13 protein-coding genes are annotated in these 20045 nt (G+C 49.1%); 6 read left to right on the forward strand and 7 right to left on the reverse strand.

From position 1 onward, the window contains the following. Window positions 1-145: 145 nt before the first annotated feature. Complete coding sequence (hrpB, locus tag J2X05_RS19910; protein WP_310075944.1) at window positions 146-2569, reverse strand: ATP-dependent helicase HrpB; 2424 nt, start codon at window positions 2567-2569, stop codon at window positions 146-148. A 29-nt stretch (window positions 2570-2598) separates the two neighbouring features. Continuing rightward, window positions 2599-4656, reverse strand: coding sequence for a TonB-dependent receptor family protein (locus J2X05_RS19915; RefSeq protein WP_310075945.1), 2058 nt, complete (start codon window positions 4654-4656; stop codon window positions 2599-2601). Between the two features lie 173 nt (window positions 4657-4829). On the opposite strand from J2X05_RS19915, the gene J2X05_RS19920 reads away from it, so the two are divergent. From J2X05_RS19920 to J2X05_RS19940, 5 genes are all read left to right on the forward strand, one after another. Next, window positions 4830-7292, forward strand: coding sequence for an EAL domain-containing response regulator (locus J2X05_RS19920; protein WP_310075948.1), 2463 nt, complete (start codon window positions 4830-4832; stop codon window positions 7290-7292). A 265-nt stretch (window positions 7293-7557) separates the two neighbouring features. Continuing rightward, window positions 7558-8721: an aspartate aminotransferase family protein gene (locus J2X05_RS19925; RefSeq protein WP_310075951.1), complete on the forward strand. Its 1164-nt coding sequence runs from the start codon at window positions 7558-7560 to the stop codon at window positions 8719-8721. Between the two features lie 68 nt (window positions 8722-8789). Continuing rightward, window positions 8790-9707 carry an ornithine carbamoyltransferase gene (argF, locus tag J2X05_RS19930; protein ID WP_310075954.1) on the forward strand — a complete coding sequence of 306 codons (918 nt, stop codon included), beginning with the start codon at window positions 8790-8792 and terminating at the stop codon, window positions 9705-9707. Window positions 9708-10114: 407 nt separating this feature from the next. Continuing rightward, window positions 10115-10453 carry a hypothetical protein gene (locus tag J2X05_RS19935; RefSeq protein ID WP_310075957.1) on the forward strand — a complete coding sequence of 113 codons (339 nt, stop codon included), beginning with the start codon at window positions 10115-10117 and terminating at the stop codon, window positions 10451-10453. A gap of 346 nt (window positions 10454-10799) precedes the next feature. Further along, a complete protein-coding gene (locus J2X05_RS19940; protein ID WP_310075960.1) occupies window positions 10800-12830 on the forward strand; it encodes a carbohydrate-binding module family 20 domain-containing protein in 2031 nt (676 codons plus the stop codon). 92 nt (window positions 12831-12922) lie between these two features. Here J2X05_RS19940 and J2X05_RS19945 read toward each other — a convergent pair whose 3' ends face one another. The 4 genes from J2X05_RS19945 to J2X05_RS19960 all read right to left on the reverse strand — a co-directional run bounded on the left by J2X05_RS19945 (window position 12923) and on the right by J2X05_RS19960 (window position 18046). Then, window positions 12923-13987, reverse strand: coding sequence for an SPM autocatalytic domain-containing protein (locus J2X05_RS19945; protein WP_310075962.1), 1065 nt, complete (start codon window positions 13985-13987; stop codon window positions 12923-12925). Window positions 13988-14197: 210 nt separating this feature from the next. Continuing rightward, the gene (locus J2X05_RS19950; RefSeq protein ID WP_310075964.1) at window positions 14198-14983 is read right to left on the reverse strand and encodes a lytic transglycosylase domain-containing protein; all 786 of its coding nucleotides are present in this window, start codon (window positions 14981-14983) and stop codon (window positions 14198-14200) included. Window positions 14984-15167: 184 nt separating this feature from the next. After that, entirely contained in the window at window positions 15168-15590 is a 423-nt protein-coding gene (locus J2X05_RS19955; RefSeq protein ID WP_445343911.1) for an SMI1/KNR4 family protein, read from the reverse strand. A 62-nt stretch (window positions 15591-15652) separates the two neighbouring features. Then, the gene (locus J2X05_RS19960) at window positions 15653-18046 is read right to left on the reverse strand and encodes a DNA polymerase II (protein ID WP_310075967.1); all 2394 of its coding nucleotides are present in this window, start codon (window positions 18044-18046) and stop codon (window positions 15653-15655) included. A gap of 138 nt (window positions 18047-18184) precedes the next feature. Between J2X05_RS19960 and J2X05_RS19965 the strand changes: the two genes are divergently transcribed. Next, window positions 18185-19474, forward strand: a complete 1290-nt coding sequence (locus J2X05_RS19965; RefSeq protein WP_310075970.1) for a GGDEF domain-containing protein — start codon at window positions 18185-18187, stop codon at window positions 19472-19474. Between the two features lie 110 nt (window positions 19475-19584). Here the strand turns inward: J2X05_RS19965 and J2X05_RS19970 are convergent, their stop codons facing one another. Then, complete coding sequence (locus tag J2X05_RS19970) at window positions 19585-19782, reverse strand: hypothetical protein (RefSeq protein ID WP_310075975.1); 198 nt, start codon at window positions 19780-19782, stop codon at window positions 19585-19587. Between the last annotated feature and the right edge of the window lie 263 nt (window positions 19783-20045).

A 20045-nucleotide genomic window follows, 5' to 3' on the forward strand; every position in this document is an offset into this window, starting at 1 on the left:
GCATCCATAAATAATGGGCGCAACAGGGCAATGCTGAGTAGCAGTATAGACAGGGATTAAGCGCGCCAAGGATTATCGCGAAAAAACCTACAGGCTTATCGTCGAATGAAATTAAAACGAACGGTTTAAAAATAAAGTTATCTAATTAGCTCGGTGGTTGCTGCAGTGCCAGTTTCCTTTTAGTCAGCGCTGTCGCTTCATGCTCGAGTGGGTTGTCTGGCCACGGATGGCGCGGATAGCGACCGCGCATTTCTTTGCGCACTTCGGGGTAGGCTTGCTGCCAAAAAGTTTGCAGGTTATTTGTGATAGCTAGCGGGCTACCATTAGGCGATAACAGGTGAATTTTTAGCGGGATTTTACCATTAGCAAGTTGCAATTGTTCACAACCAAAAAATTCCTGCAACTTGGCCGAGATTTGTGCGCTGCCATCGTTAGCAAAATCAACAACCACACTGCGGCCACTAGGTAAATCAATTTTACTTGGCAATAGTTGTGCAATTTTTTGGCAATTATCGAAACCCAAATAAAATTCCAGAGCATCGTGCAACGGCAGCTGATCCAAACGCGTTGATTCATTTAAAAATGGCAGCAACCATTGGTGTAAATTAACAATCAGGCTGGCATTGTCAAGCGCGGGCAATTCACATAACTGATAAGCCACCACCAAACGTGCGCGCTCAAGCAATGCGCGTGCTTTATCGCTCCATGCAAGATGGTCAAAACCTTTTTCAACAATGAATGCGCGAATATGTTCCAACAATTTTTGTGCAATTTCACTGGCAGGAATTATTTGCCAGCTTTCATCAATCGCCACACCCCCCATGGCCCAACGCGTGTGCTCTTGCCAACGCTGTTGTTTAAATACCAATGTGGTTTTCGCCTGGCTGAGTTGTCGCTGCTGCTCGGCTGTTAATTGCAGCGCAATGCCCACACCAGAATGGCTTTTAGGCTTGGTATTAATTAGCGGGAACACCGCCCACTGCGCGTCCAACTTGCCTTGTGGTTCAACACTCATACCGGAGTTCAACCGGTAACGGCCCGAGTCTTGTTTAAACCCAATACGATCATTAAATGCGCGGGCAAGAAATAAGGAATCTACCGCAGCGGTATTTTTTTGCAGTGATAAAACCCCTAACCAGCGTTTTTGTTGTTGCTGCCATTGCCGATTGCACGCCAGTTCACGCGTAGCATCATCTAACAAAGCAGAAAAATCCTGCTCTGCTGCCAATTCAAAATGCAAGGAGAGTGATAGCAAGAGCGCGGCTTCGCTAATGGTTTTTTCATGCAGCAATAAAAACGCGGCGATGCGCGGATGGGTTCCGAGTGCACTGACCGATTTTCCCGCCGCAGTAATTTGTGCTTTGGTATCGAGCAAATTCATTTTTTGTAATTGCTGAACTGCAAAATCCAACGCGAGTTTATTTGGCGCTTCTAACCAAGGCAGTGAATCAGAAGGGCTACCCCAGTGGGCGATACGCAACGCGAGTGGCAAATAATCGGTCGCGCGAATTTCCGGTAAATCAGCCGCCGCAAGCGGCTGGTCTTGCGACCAAAGGCGAATGCAATGCCCGGCCTGAACGCGCCCAGCACGACCACGACGTTGCTCGGCGCTGGCCATGCTGATACGCGTTGTGCGCAGACGGGTAACACCGGTGCGCTGCTCATAGTCCGCCCGGCGCGCCAAACCAGAATCAATAACGACAGTAACGTCGGCAATAGTTAATGATGTTTCGGCAATGTTCGTCGCCAGAATTAAACGCGGGCCTTGCATTGAATCTAATGCAGCGCTTTGTTCGTTTGATGGAACACGGCTATGCAAACGAAATACTTTCAGTGAAGGAAATAGTTGAATAGGAAATTTTTGAGCAATTAAACTAGCGCAGTTTTCTATCTCGCGCCAGCCCGGTAAAAATACCAGCACCGTTGTGGATTGCCACTGCGGATACGCAAGCAGCGCACGCAATAACTGATCTTCAATTTTTTCACCATAGCCGTTGGGATTTTGTTTGGCAGGTTGATATTGGGTGCTGACCGAAAAGCAGCGCCCCGGTGCAAATAAGCGGTTAGTAATTTGCTGCTGCAAAGCGGGATCCGGTGTTGCGCTCATTAGCACAAGCTGCAAATCCTCGCGCAGGATTTGCACCTCCTGCAAAAATGCCCATGCCATATCCTGGTTTACACTGCGCTCGTGAATTTCGTCAAGCATCACGCAGGCGACACCATCCAGTGTGGGATTTTGCAAAAGATGTTGTAGCAAAATACCTGGTGTCATTAACACCAGGCGGGTATCAGCACTCATGCGCGAATCGTAAGGTACTTGATAACCCACCTGCTGCCCCGGCGTTTCGCCCAATAATGCTGCGAGCCGTTGCGCGAGCGCTTGCGCCGCCAAAACACGCGGCTGCACCAACCAAACTTGCTGCCCCGCAGGTGCTTGCGCCAATACCCAGAGCGGTGCGAGTGTTGATTTACCAGCGCCAGGTTCTGCTTCCAGTAACAGCGGCGTATGTGCCAGTGCAGCAATAAAATCATCGTGCAATGCACTCAGCGGTAAATCGGGCAAGAGCATAAAAAATCCAGATAAAAGATAAAAAATGATTAATCGAATTGATGGATTAACTTAATGCCTGCCGAAACATTTCGCCCCAAAGCGGGTTCAAATGCGCGGCCGTTCGCTTGATTGACGATGACCGAACCCACGTAATTCTCATCGGTAATATTGGCCAATTTTAACCACCAATCGAATTGCAATGATTGCACAACATATGCGCCGCGAACACTCGCATCAAAAGTGGTGTAATTCGGAGCGTAAACCTGATTATTATCGGCAGTATAAATACGCGAGCGCTGCTGCGCGCCCAGATCAAATCGCAATGTATCATTTGCAAAGGGTTGCCATTGTATACCTAGCTGATATTGCTCGCGCGCCGCGCCGGGCAGTTGGCTGCCGTCCCATTGACCGGCAGAATAGATGGCATCAAGCGATTGAATCCCCGCCTGCAGCTTCACATTGGGATTAATGGTAAAGCGGCCCAATAATTCGATCCCTTCGCGTTTAGTTTCAGCGGCGTTGCGAAAGGTAGTGCGACCTCCGACTGACTGATCCACGACAATTTCGTTTTCCGTATCGATAAAAAATTGCGTCAATGTCAGCTCGAACATCTCCTCCGGATTATAGTTAATGCCCAACTCATGCTGGCGATTAGTGGCCGTCTCAAGCCCGGTATTCAAACCGGTTGCACCAGTCCTGTAAGCCATTTCGGTCAGCGTGGGAGTTTCATAGCCGCGTCCGCTACTGGCAAATAATTGCCACGCAGATGTGACTGCATAATTCCCACCGATTGCAAAAGAATCTTCACGATAATTGCGCGCGCCTGAGTCGTCGGGATTACCGACAACAATAAAACTGTCTTCTACAATAAAATCCAAATCGGTATGGCGCACACCTGTGTAAAGCATTAAGTTTTCCGTGGGGTTAATGTGAATTAACGAGTAAATATCGCGGCTTTCAACTTCACCAGTCTCATCGCGGCGCAAATCTCCGATAGCGCCGAATTCATTCACATAACCTCGGCGCTCGTCTTGCATCTGTGCTAATTCCGCACCAAGACTGATTTCTGTAGGCCAACTCAATAGATTCAAACTGTGCGTAATACTCCCATTAATACCGGAAAAATCCCGCTGCAAATCGACGACACCACCACTGCCAGAAATAGCATCACCCGCAAAACCCAGATATTGGGTAATCGCGCGCTCGCCTTGCCAAAGCCCGGTTTGCCAGCGTGTTGCTCCGTTATTATCGCGCAGACTGATAGAGGTTTGTTGATGTTCAATAGTTTTGCGCGTGTCATACATTTCTGCGGCAGGATTTAATTGCCATGGATCATTGCGCCACTGTTCAGGCGTTAAACCGAGTGGATCTTGCAATAGTGGATCATTGCTGTAATCGTGCTTAACAATCACATCAAGATTATTTTCTGTGGTGTAAAACAATTGCACACCAGCTTGATGTCGCTCAGCGCTGGAATGAGGTCGCTCGCCATCGATATCAGTATTGGCAAATTGCGCGCGTAGCGCCAGATTTTCACTGCGCCACTCTCCACTCAATGTTTGTCGTGTGAGGCCTAGATCACCTGCGATTAATCCTGCGCTGATGCGACTCGCTTCCGGCACTTCAGTTTGCAGGCCAATCACACCACCTGCACCATTGCCATAGAGCGCGGCAACTGGCCCGCGCAATACTTGCGCGCTGGCGACATTGTCAAGCATCACGCTGGCTAATTGCCCCTGTCCATCGGGTGTGGACATGGGAATACCATCGACTTGCAGATCAATACCGCGCACGCCAAAAGCGGAGCGCGCGCCGAAACCGCGCAGGCTAATACGTGTATCCTGCGCGTAGTTAGTACGCGAATCCACTTGCACACCGGGAATGATTTGCAGTAATTCAGCGGGATCGAGCCGCGCGCCAGCAGAAAAATCAGCCGCCGTTTTTATCAAAATACGTTGGCTTACTACAGAAGTTTCACTGCGCTCGCCCGATACAATCAAGGTTTCCAACAATTCCGGCGCTGCTTGCGCGAATAGTATATTTGGCTGCAGCAGGAATAATGTCCCTGCCATTAGCGAACACATGGGTGCGTACGAATAATTCATAATTGTCCAGGATGATAAAAATGCGCGCAGACTGCAGCGCCAAAAGAGGAGCTATTCTGCAAAAAACGTAACAAAGTCTCATTAGATAAAACGAATATTTACATCAATCGCGACATAAGCTGCGCTTTGGTGAACAGCTTCTATACTCAAGAAGTGAACATCAGGATGATTCTATGCCACAAGAATTTCGCAACCAGCTTGAACGGCTGCGCCAACAGTTTGCAGCAAGCTTGCCCGAGCGGGCGCGTCGCCTGGAAGAAATCTGGAGCCATTTGCGCCATCTTAATTGGAGCGAGCAAGGTATTACTACGCTGCAACAGTTTGCGCACAAACTTATCGAGGCCGGCACCAGCTTTGGTTTTCCCGAGTTGCGCCACGCCGCGCAGCAATTGGAAAACTTCATCACCGACCTGAATGAATTGGGGCGTAGTTTTGGCGGCTTGGAGTACGCGCAACTGGAAGACCATATCCGCCACTTGAGCCAGATAATGGCTGCCACCGCCAATGGTACAGCGCGCCAGGATCCACTCCCCTCTGCTATTGATCCCAACAGGTATCCGGAAGCGCTGGGTAAAACGATTTTTTTAGTTGACCCCGACCGGGTGCTGGCTGCGCTCTGCAACGCCTATCTGCGTAAAGCCGGATTTGTAGTGGAGTATTTTGACAATCCACAATCCTGTATGCAGAGGCTCTATCTGGATTCACCCGCCGCAATCCTGATGGACCCGGATTTTGAGCGCTCGGGCTTGCAGGCGCTGGGCAATTTGCATCAAATAAAGGCGTTGCTCACCCATGATACCCCCATCATCCTGATGTCCGGCCGCACCGACGTAAATGCCAAATTGCGCGCCCTGCGCGCAGGTAGCAGCGACTATCTGATCAAGCCGCTCGACTTCCATTTTCTGGTCGAGAAGCTGGTACATATCATCACCCAACACACCAAAACCCAGCGGGTGATGATTGTTGACGACGACCCTGCAATGACCAGCCTGCAAGCGGAAATTTTGCGCTATGCGGGGATGGAAGTGCTCTGCGTCAACCAGCCATTGCACAGTTTGCAGCGCGCCGCCAAATTCAAACCCGACCTGGTGATTCTGGATATGCACATGCCCGATATCAATGGCATGGAGCTGGCAGTGCTGTTGCGACAAGACCCGGAATTTTTATTGCTGCCAATTATTTTTGTCACCGCCGATACCGATACCAACCTGCATAAAAGCATCAAGGCGCTGGGTGTAAATGCGCTACTTACTAAACCCTTTGAGGTCACCGAACTCATTAGCGTATGTGAACAGGCACTGGCCGATACCTCGGCGCTCAAAAATCGTGTCGCACGTGTGACCCGCCACACCCAGCAGCCGCAGCAGATCAACCGCAGCTACTTCTTCACTGCACTGGAAGATGAACTGCATAACAACAGTTTGGGCAACCAGAATAGCGCCCTCTACTATTTCAGCATCGATAAACTAGCCGACTTAACCCTGCAGTTGGGACAGGTAGAGCTCATAGACTTACACGACCAGTTTTGTCGTCGCCTAAGCGAAACCGTCGGCAGCGACGAGCAATGGATAGACTTATCCCACATGGTCGCCTGCGTGCTGGCAGGTAAACGCAGCTCGGAGTTCCATCGCCAGCGCGGAGAACAATTCACCAAACATTTGAGCAGCCAACCTTACATAATTAAAGGCAAAGCCCTCAGCCTGCAAATTAAATTGGGTATAGCGCCATTAAGCTCAGCGCTTGGCACCGCCAACAATGCGCTATTACGCGCAGAGCAGGCGTTCGAAGCAAGTGTCAGCGGCGCAATACCGCTCACCAGTGCAGCGGCGGAGGCCAATACAAAAACAACCGATAAAAACCTGCCCGATTTTTCCACTGTTGTATTCAGCCGCGACCTGACTCTCGCGTTCCAGCCAATTATCAGTTTGGAAGATGCACAAATCGAACATTTTTCCGTGCTTACGCGGCTGCGCGGTGAAGATGGAGAACCTATTGCCGCCGGGCAATTCCTCAGCCGCATCACCCAACCAGGCAAGCGATTGGAACTGGACCGCTGGGTGTTGCAGCAGGCGGTCAGCGCAATTGCCGCCAACAGTCAAACGCGCGAACAAGCGACACTGTTTATCCACCTGGCCGAAGAGACCTTGCAACAAAGCAGCTTCTTTTCCTTCGCCGCCAATGTGTTGCGCTCGTCACGCCTGCGCGGAGAGGAGCGACTGGTGTTTATGCTGGAGGAGAACTGGATACTCAATCACTTCCATCAAGCGCGAGAAATCGCCAAGGCATTGCGCGATATCCGCTGCGGTATCTGTGTCACTCGCGCTGGTGAGAGTGAACAAATACTGCCGATGCTGGACGACTTGGCACTCAACTACCTGCGCCTCTCGCCCAAGCTCACCAGCGAGGGAGCAAATCCGAAGTTGTTGGAGCGACTTATTGCCTCTGCGACCGGACGCGGCATTAAAGTGATCGCTACTCAAATTGAAAACTCGCACAATCTCTCCAGATTATGGATGCAGGGAGTGCGTTTGTTTGAAGGTTTTTTTATCCAGCCACCCGATACGGGTTTCCATCTGCAAAACGACATTATCTTTGCCAAGGAATTTGTGCAGGGCAACGGGTTCGGTGGATCCTGAAGAGTCGCTTGATAGGCGCAAAACCTGCCCAAATTTGCCAATAATCGCAATAACTTATATATTTGCCGCCTGTTTTTGCCGCGTACAAGTTGATTACAACTGTGTCCCATCGGTAGCAAGTGCCGGTGTAGCGAAAAAAGCTCTGATAAAGCGTCCCCCTGATCAATCATTCGCTGGCCCGTCACTGACTGGCTTTGGCGAATTGTTTTTTCACGCAACACACATTTATTACTAACGCCACGGCGTTGTTTTTTTGGAGAAGACCATGTCCACGCTCATGAATACTTACGGCACCAGAACCCTGACCCTCACCAAGGGCGAGGGCAGCCGAGTATGGGATGACAGTGGCAAATCCTATCTGGATGCAATCAGCGGTATCGCCGTTTGCGGCCTTGGCCATGCGCACCCTGCGCTGACCAAAGCCCTGTCCGAGCAAGCGGCAACCCTGTTGCACGTCTCCAATTTATACAATATTCCCCAACAGCAGCGCTTGGCTGATCTGTTGATCCAGGTTTCCGGCATGGAAAAGGTGTTCTTTTCCAACTCCGGCGCTGAAGCCAATGAAGCGGCGATCAAGATCGCGCGTAAATACGGCAACGACAGAGGCGTGAAGAATCCTTCCGTTATCGTTATGGCCAACAGCTTCCACGGTCGGACGCTTGCGACCCTGAGCGCCACCGGCAACGCCAAAGTGCAAATCGGTTTTGAGCCACTAGTAGAAGGTTTCATCCGTGTGCCTTACGACGATGTTGCGGCAGTAAAATCCGCCATCACTGAACACAAAAACATTGTCGCGATTCTGGTTGAACCCGTGCAAGGCGAAGGCGGTGTGCGGGTGCCTGCAGCGGATTACCTGAACCAACTGCGCGCTATAGCCGATCAACACGAGCTGTTGTTAATGCTGGATGAAATCCAAACCGGCAACGGCCGTACCGGCACCTACTTCGCCTATCAACACAACGGCCTGCTGCCCGATGTGGTCACCACTGCCAAAGGCTTGGGCAACGGTATGCCCATGGGCGCCTGCCTCGCGCGCGGTAAAGCGGCCGAAGTGCTGCAACCGGGCAACCATGGCACTACGTTTGGCGGCAACCCACTCGCCTGTAGCGCAGGCATTGCGGTAATCGAAACACTCCTATCATCCAACCTGATCGCCCGTGTAAAAGTGCTGGGCGATAAGCTGCTGGCCGATTTCAAAACCGCCTTGGCAGGCAACCCCAAAGTGGTTGATATCCGCGGTAAAGGATTGATGATTGGTATTGAGATGAATGCTGCCTGCCCTGAGCTGGTTCAAAAGGGGCGTGATTTGGGTATTTTGATCAACGTGACCGCCGTCAACACTATCCGCTTGTTACCCACGTTTATCCTCACTGACGCTGAAGCCGATGAGCTGGTCAGCAAAGTGGTACAACTGGTAAACGAGTTTTAACCAATTAGTGAATGAGTTTTAAATAGGCGCGCGCATAAGGCGCGCGCTGCAATAAAAGAGCAATGATTATGGTTCCCCCAAAGGCACCGAGACATTTTCTAACCCTCGCCGATATCAACCGCGCCGAACTGCAACAGATAATTGCACGCGCCATCGAACTCAAAGCCATGCTGCGACAGGGCACCGCCCCTGAGCCGTTTAACAACAAAGTATTGGCAATGATTTTTGAGAAAAACTCCACCCGCACCCGCGTCTCTTTTGAGTCTGGCGTAGCCAAGTTGGGTGGTCATGCGATTTTCCTGTCCACCAAGGATTCGCAACTCGGTCGCGGTGAGCCGATTGAAGACGCCGCCCGCTGCATCGCCAGCATGGTCGATATGGTGATGATCCGCACCTTTGGACACGACACCGTCGAGCGTTTTGCTGAGTATTCACGCGTCCCAGTGATCAACGGCCTAACCGATGAATATCACCCTTGCCAATTACTGGCCGATATCCAGACTTACGTTGAAAAACGCGGATCACTCGCGGGCAAAACCGTAGCCTGGGTGGGCGACGGCAACAACATGTGCAATACCTATATCCAAGCGGCTGAACTCTGCAACTTTGAATTGCGTATCGCCACGCCCAAAGGGTTTGAGCCGGAAGATGAGTTCGTCACGCCCTACCAGCATCGTGTCACACTGACCAACGATCCGCGCGCGGCAGTCGCCGGTGCCGACTTGGTTGTCACCGACACTTGGGCCTCCATGGGCCAGGAAGATGAAAAGAAGCAGCGCGAGAAAATCTTCAGCGGTTACCAGGTCAATAAAGAGCTGATGAGCCTGGCTAAAGCCGATGCGCTCTTTATGCACTGCCTGCCCGCCTATCGCGGCAAAGAAGTATCAGCAGAAATCCTCGATGCACCCGATGCAGTCGTCTGGGAAGAAGCCGAAAACCGCATGCATGCGCAAAATGCGCTGATGGAATTCCTGTTTAACCAGTAATTGCCCGTACGCCGAGATTTACACAAGTCAGTGCAAATCGACGCAAAAAAATAAAACCCGCTAATTCCTGAGTTAGCGGGTTTTTTATTGCTCACCAAAATGACACACCAATAGACAACGTTGTCTATATGGGCACCAATATGGAACAAGCAAAAACACCAAAAGATTACACTCGGTAACACTTTTTCTGATAAATGACTCAAAATAATGCTTTTAATAACATATTAAGATGTAAATACGATTTGATATTCTATATATGAATAAAAATGATCAATATTTCGGTTTTTGTGCGAAAACAATCTTAAAATTCGTAACAAAAAGTAACAAACTAAAATCTGACATGCCTATAATCATCCCGTGGGTGCAGTTAAACATTCCGATTAATCTTACTTCCTGAGGCTTTTATCATGTCAAAATCATTCGTCGCTAAAGTTGTTGCCGTCGCTTCACTTGCCAGCCTGTCAACGTTGTCTGTTATGGCGAACGCTGAAGCCTATGCCGCTTATAAAGAAGTTCCTGGTGTGGTAACCAAAGTAAATGCTGCTGAGAGCACTATCACCATCAAGACTGAAGACGGTGCTACCAAAACCTTTAACGTCATCAAGGGCGCAAAAGTAGCAACTGAGAAAGGCCGCGCTATGTCATTGGACACTCTGGCAAAAGGTGACACAGTCGTTTTGAAAAACCGTGTTTCCACTCCAATTGCCAGTGAAACCAAAGAACAAGTATTGTCAGCCAATAAATAAAACAGTGCTGACACTAAATACATAAAAAGCTTTGACCACTGCAATGAGCCCCGTATGGGGCTTATTGTTCTGCTTTATAAAATCTCCTACCGATTCAAATCCTTAGGGCCGACACACAATTCATTTCTCCACTAAAAAATTGCCCTATAAGAAAAGCTTGCCATCGCTTGGATAAAATTCCGCGTGTCGCGCAAATTTGTATTCGAAAATAATTATTGTTACTGCATACGTATTCAAACTATTTATCCAAATCATTTGCCGTATTCTGATGCCGGAAGTTGCTGTTGCATGCCCTGCATGTAGACAAACCTAATAAAGATAATCATCAAAACTTCGGTAAACCATTATGAAAACACTCCCCAAACTCCTGTTTGCTTTTTTGCTATGCCCGTTAATCTCGTCCCCTGCTTTTGCACAAACTACCTTTGTCCATTTATTTGAATGGAAGTGGAATGACATTGCATCTGAATGCGAAAATTTTTTAGGCCCGAAAGGTTATGCGGCAGTGCAAGTATCGCCACCACAAAAATCCGTTGCCGGAAGTTTTTGGTGGACACGTTATCAACCTGTGAGTTACGCGATTGAAGGCCGCTCGGGAACACGCGCTGAATTTGCCAGCATGGTCGCGCGCTGTAAGGCTGTTGGTGTCGGGATTTATGTCGATGCTGTTATCAACCATATGTCGGCGGGCAATCGCAATTTTCCGGAAGTGCCCTACGGTGTAAATGATTTTCACACCTGTACAGGTCCTATTAATTACACCAACGCATGGCAAGTGCAGAATTGCGATCTGGTGGGATTAAATGATTTAAAAACCGAATCCGATTATGTACGCGGGAAAATCGCTGCTTACATGAATGATTTGTTGAGCATGGGTGTAGCCGGTTTCCGTATCGATGCGGCAAAACATATGCCCAGTGGCGATATCGCTAATATTGTCAGCCGTTTAAATGGCAGCCCCTATATCTTTCAGGAAGTGATTGGCGCAGCTAACGAACCTATTACGCCCGCGCAATACACTTATATTAGCGATGTGACTGAATTTAATTTCAGCAGCACCTTGGGCACTTATTTTAAAGGGCGCGCACCGCTAAAAGATTTGCGCAATATCGGCGTATGGAGCGGTTGGTTAAATAGTAGTGATGCGGTGACTTTTGTTGCCAACCACGATAACCAACGTCAAAACACCAGCAATATTGTGACGCACAAAGATGGCATGAATATAAATAATATTGCGCACGTGTTTATGCTCGCCTATCCCTATGGGTACCCAGAAGTCATGTCCAGTTACGATTGGACCGATCACGACCAAGGCCCACCAACATCAACGCCTGCAAGCAATTGTAATAACGGTTGGCTGTGCGAGCACCGCAATCGCGAAATCGCCAATATGGTCGGCTTCCGCAATGCCACAAAAGAGGCATTTTATTTATCTAACTGGTGGGATAACGGTGCAAACGCTATTGCGTTTGGTCGCGGCAGTTTAGGATTTGTGGTCGTTAATGGTGAAAGCAGTGCAATCAATGTCACCTTGCAAACCGGTTTGGCGGCAGGAAATTATTGCAATGTTATCGCGGGCGATTTTGTAAACGGTACCTGCACGGGTGCAAGTATTACCGTTGCCGCCAATGGCACAGCGACGTTTAATGTTGCAGCAAAAAGCGCAGCGGCAATTCATGTGCAAGCAAAAAATGGCAGCGTTGTTGGCAACAACTGCGTCTACTCCTCAATGAAATTGCGCGGCACATTTAATAACTGGGCCAGCACCGATATGACTTGCGCCGCAGGCACTTGGGTCGGCACCGCCAGCTTCACCGGCAACACCGGTCGTTTTAAATTTGATGCCTACGGCAACTGGGTTAACAACTGGGGCAACAACAACAGCGATTTAATTGCTGACGCCAGTGGCAACGATATTCTCGTCACTACGCCGGGCACTTACACCATCACCTTTAACGATGCAAATTTGCAGTACAGCATCACCCCTGCCAATAACACCAGCAGCGCAGTAGCAAGTTCTATTGCAGCGAGTAGCTCAAGTACACCTGCAAGTTCGAGCAGCGCAGCGAGCTCAACTGGTGCGTCGGTTAGTGTGAGCTTTACTTGCCAAAACGGAACCACTTATTCAGGACAAAGCGTGTATGTGGTGGGCAACAGTGCCGCGTTAGGGAATTGGACTGCAGCCTCAGCTATCAAATTAAATCCTACTAGCTATCCAACTTGGACCGGCACAATTCAAATACCGGCTAACACAGCAGTGGAATGGAAATGCTTGAAGCGCGAAGAAAATAATGCGGCAGCAGGTGTTGTGTGGGAAAGTGGCAGCAATAATACATTTAATACTGGCAGCGCCAGCAGCACACTGGGCGCTTTCTAACTCTTTATCTCTACAGCTATTCACATGGATTGGTAATGCGTTTTGGGGCGACTGCTAACAAGCAGCCGCCTTTTTTATTTTTTAAATTTAAATCACACCGTTAAATTTATCTCCTGCACCACACCAACACCACCATCTTCTTTGAGATAAATACCTGAATTAACAACTTCACCGAGCGATTGGTTATCCGCATCTTTTAATTGGAATGGCGAGGACACATGCCCCAGAAAAATGGCGCCAATATTTTTATCACCCAGCGCCGCTAATTGAGTCGAGCCATCTTCATTAGTCATCCAGATGCGCAGCTGTTGATAAATGCTATCGCCTTCATCGATAAAATGATTGCCGTCCTCATCGTAAGCAGCAAGTTCAGTAAAACCGCGCCCACTGCTAGGGCCAAATAATTCGCTGCCATTATTGATGCTGCCGTCGCCGTTGCGATCCAACGCCAAATAACCACTGCCAGGTCGCAAGCTCGCAATTTGTTCAGCTGTGCCATCGCTATCCAAATCAAACTCAAAACGTGTTTGACTAAGTGATGCACCCAAGCCATCAAAATTAATCACTAACGGATCAATTTTTTTACTGCCCGCCTCAATGTGCAGATTGGATTCCTGCACAAACTCGCGGCTCATATTCATCGCCACAGAAAAATTGATTTCGCGGCCATCAGCCGTGCGCACCACACCCACCGCCTGGAACTTCATCGATTCTTGTTCCTGATAGCGCTCGTGCCGCTGATAAATCAAACCCGGGCCAGTGCTGCGGGTAGTGACCGCTTGCGCGGGCGGCGCTGTGTCCACACTCAAAGTTTGCGTGTTGGCACCCGTAGCAGCTTGCACCTCAGCGGGTGATGCCACATCCAAGTCTTTGCCGGTGATGGCTTTATACATCGCCGCGATGATCATCATATTCAAGCGATCACGGGAATCCACCGGTGTGCTTAAATCGAGCGACTGTGTTTGGCGATGCATCGCCAGTAGCGAACCTGCGCGGGAGAGATCCACTGCCACACCCAGCGGTTGTGGTTCCGTATTAGCCGCTTGCACGGCGGCTGCCGGCTGATCCAGCCAAAATTCCAGCCGCTCTGTAACGCTGTGCTCTTCGCGGTAATCACGCTGTGCTGCCATGCCAATAAGGGCATTGGAAATAATCATATCTGCCGTCCATTTTTTGGAGAAATAGAGAAAATCCCACCGGAAATTCACTTGGGAAAGCGCGGGTTAATCTCTATAGCGGCAAAAATGCTGATTTTTTGAGCGTTATTTGGCGTGAAAATTAGAATTATTGGTTATGAGCACAACCGTCAAAAGACCAGTAGCAAGGTGCGGGGATATAAGGAGGAAGTCGGTAGGAAAGCCGGCAGATCAATTGCGCGCCAAGGCCAACTGATTTTTGTAGCGCTGATGAAGGATATTGACGCGGAAAACATAGGTCTTGGTTTCTTCGTAGGGTGGCACGCCCCGGTACTTTTCCACTGCTCCCGGTCCGGCGTTGTAGGCAGCGGTCGCCATAGTAATGCTGCCGTCAAAACGCTCCAGCATACGCGCCAAATATTTCACTCCACCATCGATATTCTGCGCAGCATCGGAGGCATTGCTGACGCCCATATCTTTGGCGGTACCGGGCATCAATTGCATCAACCCCATGGCGCCTTTGCGCGAGCGCGCGAGCGGATTGAAATTGGATTCGGCATGAATAATCGCACGCACCAACGCGGGATCAACACCGTACCTGCTGGCGGCCTGGGTAATCAAATAGGTAAATTCGGTCATGTAGAGTTTGGTACCGCGCCAATCGACGCGCGATAAGGGGTTACAAGCGTAGCAAGAGGTATAGACGATGACTTCGTAGGCAGCTTTTTTAGGTTGGCGATCTGAATAAGCGACGGAACCGCCTTTCTGATACTTAAAAAACGTGAAGGGTTGCGCGGGCTTTTTGCTCGCCGCTGCTTCTAATCGCTCTTGCTCCTTGCGCGCTTTTTCTTCCGCTGCGGTCTTTTCGGCTACGCGACGCACATGGGCTTCAAAATCCTCAAGGCTGGAATCCTGAGCCGAGGTTTTCGTTGAGGGTTGTGCATCCACTTCCGCCAATAGCTCCGCACTGGTGAACACCAGAAGAGGAATGACAAATGACAAAAGGGATTTGCGCACTGAGACTGCTCTTTACTGATTAGGATCGTAACTAATTAGGATCTTTAACGGCGACTGGCTTGTCCATAACGCCAGCGTGTGACAAAACGCTGGCCGGGAGACTTAGTGTAGCTCAGGCCAGAGCAAAGCTCTGTCACCAAAATCTATTTTCGTGACTTGATGCAGCTATCGCAACACGACTGGTTCAGGATTCCAGCCACACATCCCGCACCCAGTGCCATACCGATGGCCAGGTCTCGTCAGTCAATTCACCATCGCGCCAAAACACCACCTCACCATCTTGTTCTACGCAGTAGTAGGCGCCGTTCACTTCACACAACGGCATTAAATAGCGCGGCACGCCCTGCTCCCAGGCGACTGCGGTCACCTCGGGCAAATAGGTATGCGAGTAAGGATCAGCAGCCGTCACCGGCTCGATAGAACCGTAAACCACATCGCTCGCTTCCATCAGGAAACTGCGCATCTCTCGCGGGATCGGCAGCAACAGCTCTTCTTCAATCTCGACCAACCGATCTTCATCAGGCAATTCCAACGGCACAGGCACGGGCTCGTTGCTATCGCGCAGCATCTCAAGAACTTCATCAATATCGGAATCTCTCTCTGACATAAAACTTCCTGAAGATAACAAACGGGAGGCGGAATATAGCCCGAGGCGGGGGCGATAACAAGTCAACCAAACAGTGACATCTGGCTCTCAACCAATTGCCCGAGCGATTCATCCATAAAATGCAAAATGCTATCGGCAACGGGAGTGAGCTGTTTATCGACATAGTGTTGGTAATCAATCGGACTCTGGCGCAGAGCCATATTGATATCATCTGATCCCACTGGTTCGGGGCCATTGACCGTAATCAGATAACTAATCCAATGGCCGCGACGCAAACGTGCGCCGGTTAACTGTTCATATTTGCGCGCAGCCTGCACATGGGGCGGTACATTTTTTTGGTATTCGTGCAGATGGCGGCGCAAGCGCTTGTGATAAATTAATTCCAGGTCGCGCTCACCCGCCAACACCTGCGCGGTAGTGTTGCGCACAAAATCAAAATAATCTTCGCCATCAAAAATTTTCCGGTAAAGCGTCATTTGAAATTCTTTGGCCAGTTGCGTCCAATCGGTGCGCACATTTTCCAGCCCTTTAAACACCATATCGCGCTGGCCATTAACCTCTACCAATCCGGCATAACGTTTTTTAGTGCCCAGCTCAGAGCCGCGAATAGTCGGCATTAAAAAACGCAGGTAATGGGTTTCGTATTGAATTTCCAATGCGCTGTTAATATTGAATTCATCGCGCAGTGTTTGTTGCCACCAAATATTCAATTCTTTTGCCAAGCGTTTACCAATGCTGTTGCACTGCTCAGGCGTTTTCGGCGTTTTACCAACACAATTATTTTCCAGCCAGACAAACAGCGAGTCCGTATCGCCATAAATCACTGCGTAACCTTGCTGCTCAATCCAGTCGCGGCTGCGCTGGATAATTTCATGGCCGCGCAAGGTAATGGAACTGCAAACACGGGGATCAAAAAAGCGGCAGCCGGTTGAACCCAGCACACCGTAAAACGAATTCATAATAATTTTGATAGCGTGGGAAAGCGGCGCATTTTTATGTTGTTTGGCACGGTCGCGCGCGGCTGAGAGCTGCTCGATCACATTGGGTAAGATATGCCCTTCGCGCGCAAAATAAGCCTCGTTAAAACCGGGAACAGTTTCCGCTTCATCGAGTTGATTATGTTGCGCCAACCAGAAAGCACAAGGGTCAATTAAAAAGGTGCGAATGATGCTCGGGTACAGGCTTTTAAAATCCAGCACCAACACATTGTCATAAATCCCCGGCCGCGAATTCATCACATACCCACCGGGGCTAATCACATCAGATTCAAATTCACCTAAATTCGGTGCGATATAACCGCGCCGGTGCAACCGAGGTAAATATAAATACTCAAACGCCGCAACCGACCCTCCGATGCGATCCAAAAGCAAACCCGTTAACTGACTGCGTTCCAGCGCAAACGCCAGCAGCTCCTGCTGCACAAAAATTTTCCACACCAATTCGCAATCGTGCAAATTGTAATCGGCTAGCGCCAGCTTATCGGTTTTAAATAACTGGGTAATATCATCACCACGATCACTGCCGGTGATTAATTTGCTTTCGCCCAATAATTCCTGCGAAATATTCTGCAGAGAATAACTTTGGAATTGGTGATTCGCCGCTTTCAGTAATTCGATACCATCGAGCGCCACCCGCCCTGGAATCACCACAAAGCTGCGCCCGCCGTCGCCCTCTTCATGGCGCCAATTAATGGATTGGTTGGCGCGCCCCAGTTGCAATCCTATTTTCAAACGCTGGCAAATATTTTCCAGCACCAGCAAATCAAACTGCACCAGATTCCAACCGATCAAAATATCGGGATCGACCTGCTGTAAAAACACAAAAAATTGTTGCAGGCAGGTTTTTTCGTCCACGCAAAATATCACTAACTCTGTGTCTGTCCCCTCACCCACCATAAACACGCGCTTGCCTTCTTCACACCAAACACCGATGGAATAAAGCTGTTTGGCATCCATGGAGGTTTCAATATCAAGCGAAAGCATGCGCAACCCAGGCCGCCAGAGTGATTGCTCATCGGCAAGCGGCGCAATACGCGGATTCATAATTGGTTGTTGAGCGGAAAACGCTTGCGTGGGTACATCCAATTGCGCGCCCGCCGTCACAAATCGCTCCATCAAATAACGTTCAGGAGGGCGAATATCGCTTTCCCAAAAGGGAATATCGTTCTGCTTGAAAATATCTTGCGCATCGCGCGCGCTGCGGTGGCTTTTAAAATAGAGCGCGTTAACGGGTTTATTGAGGAAAGTTTTTAATTCAACTTCCGCCATACGCCACTGGCGCAAGCGGCTGATTAACAGCTTGATCTGCGCAGCTTGTTCGCGCAACACAAAAAACACCACTTCCTGCCCGGTAATCTGCGTCCAACAACTCCCCTGCTCCGTCGCCCACCACAAATCGAGCGCGACACCGTCACGTGTGTCGCGCCATTGGCGGGTTAATAAAAAGGCATTGGTCATAGGGATACAGGAACTGGTTGGTTAACCAGTATTATCCCGTATGGGTGATAGGGATGCAATCAGCCAATCTAATCTATACTCAGCAATCAGGATCAATTCCCTGCCAATTACATAATGTTAACGAATGGATTATTGATAATGATTAGGCCGAAATCCTACGCAACTTTCAGATTATTAGCGGTGCTCATCACTATCATCCTCATCGCCACTCATCAATATTTGCCGGCGAAAATCCTGCCCCTATACCCAGACCCTGAGCGTCTCTCATGGATTTATAGTCCACACGCTCATGATACAGAACAAGCAGATTGGATTGACCGAAGCATCAACCATTTCCGCTGCAACTACGCTCCCGGCGATGCCTATTCCTGCGGATGGTCGCTCAATCTTGGGCCGGACAGGACAACAGGAATCGACCTCTCAGCCTATGATGGGCTAAACATTTTCATTCACTACAAAGGTAATGCGCCCCGGATTCGTTTATCACTACGGGATTTCGATCCAAGCTTCAGTGATATCGAGAAATACGACACCACCAGCAAAGTCATGTCTACCGCAATACGCACCTCTGACTTGAATCAACCGGTTTACGTACAGCTGAGTGAATTTAGCGTTGCCGAATGGTGGATTACCGAGTTCGATATCGCGCGGCAGTATTCAGCCCCGTCCATGAACAATGCAATTGCTATCGGATTAGATTTTAATGTTCACAGCGACAATGAAATCCGCATTGAGCGAATTGAGGCTGTTGGTCAATGGATAAAAAAGGAAACTCTCTATTTCTGCATTATTTTATTTTGGATGATACTGATTGTGATAGAAGTATTGTGGCGGTTTTATCTCATCAATATAAAAACCAAAACTGATGCCCAGCGGATTAATAATTTAGTTAGTGAATACAAAAAACTGGAGACTGAAAAGCAACAGTTTGAGGCGTTATCAACCACCGATGTTCTGACCGGAGTTATGAACCGCGCCGGCGTGCAGCAATTTCTGCAACGTTTATTTGAAAGCAACTTTAGCCGCAACCAAATGGGCGTTATGCTATTCGATATCGATTATTTTAAGAAAATAAACGACAGCCTAGGCCATGACGCGGGTGATGTCGTACTCAGTGAAATTGCCAGAATCATCAACGAACAAGTCCGCCAAACCGATATTTTTGGCCGCTGGGGCGGCGAGGAATTTATTCTCATTTGTTCGCAAATTTCCGAAGATCGCTTAATCACTCTCGCCGAAAAACTAAGAGAGACCATCGAACGGCACAGTTTTGCTATTGATGACCAATTAATTAAAGTCACTGTCAGCATCGGTGCCACGACAGTGAAAGCCACAGAGACTTTCGAAGCAGTTTTTAAACGCACCGATAAAGCGCTCTACAACGCCAAAAATAGTGGCCGGAACCAGGTAAGGTTTTTTAGTCCGTAAAAAATGCCATTAATCGCCAAAATTTTACTATAAGAAAAAGTCAACAACCCAAGACTGGGCGACTGAATTCCCAGCGGTACAAAAACGGCAATTTATGTGAAATAAATACATTATTGCGCTTCCAACAGTTCCTTACGTTGCCGCTCATAGGTTTGGTAGTCAGGTGCTAAACGCCCCAAACACTCCTTGCGCTGCACCCCACTCAAACGTTCACATTCATTGCGATTATTCGTTTGAACCGAGTCGTAAATCTGCCGTTGGGAACAAGCCGTAAGGGTAACCAAGCAAAAAAGAATGAATATCTTCATGATGAGAGAAACTCTTTCAATAATTGATGGATGATGCATCGACCAAGAGATTATTGCGCAGTTCCCTATTGGATACGCTTTGTATGATTGATTTCGACAGTTTCCGTATCAGTCTTAAAGCGATAAGGTAAGACCCATACCTGCTGCAACAGGTATTCAGCAAGGTAGCCCGATGGAACGCCGGAACCGAATAATCGAGTCCGTTAACAAGCGTGGGCGCCTTGCTGATTCTACTTTTAACTCGAACAGTCGAATGGGTCTTG

Source organism: Cellvibrio fibrivorans (genome assembly GCF_031457055.1).
Classification (GTDB): Bacteria; Pseudomonadota; Gammaproteobacteria; order Pseudomonadales; family Cellvibrionaceae; genus Cellvibrio; species Cellvibrio fibrivorans.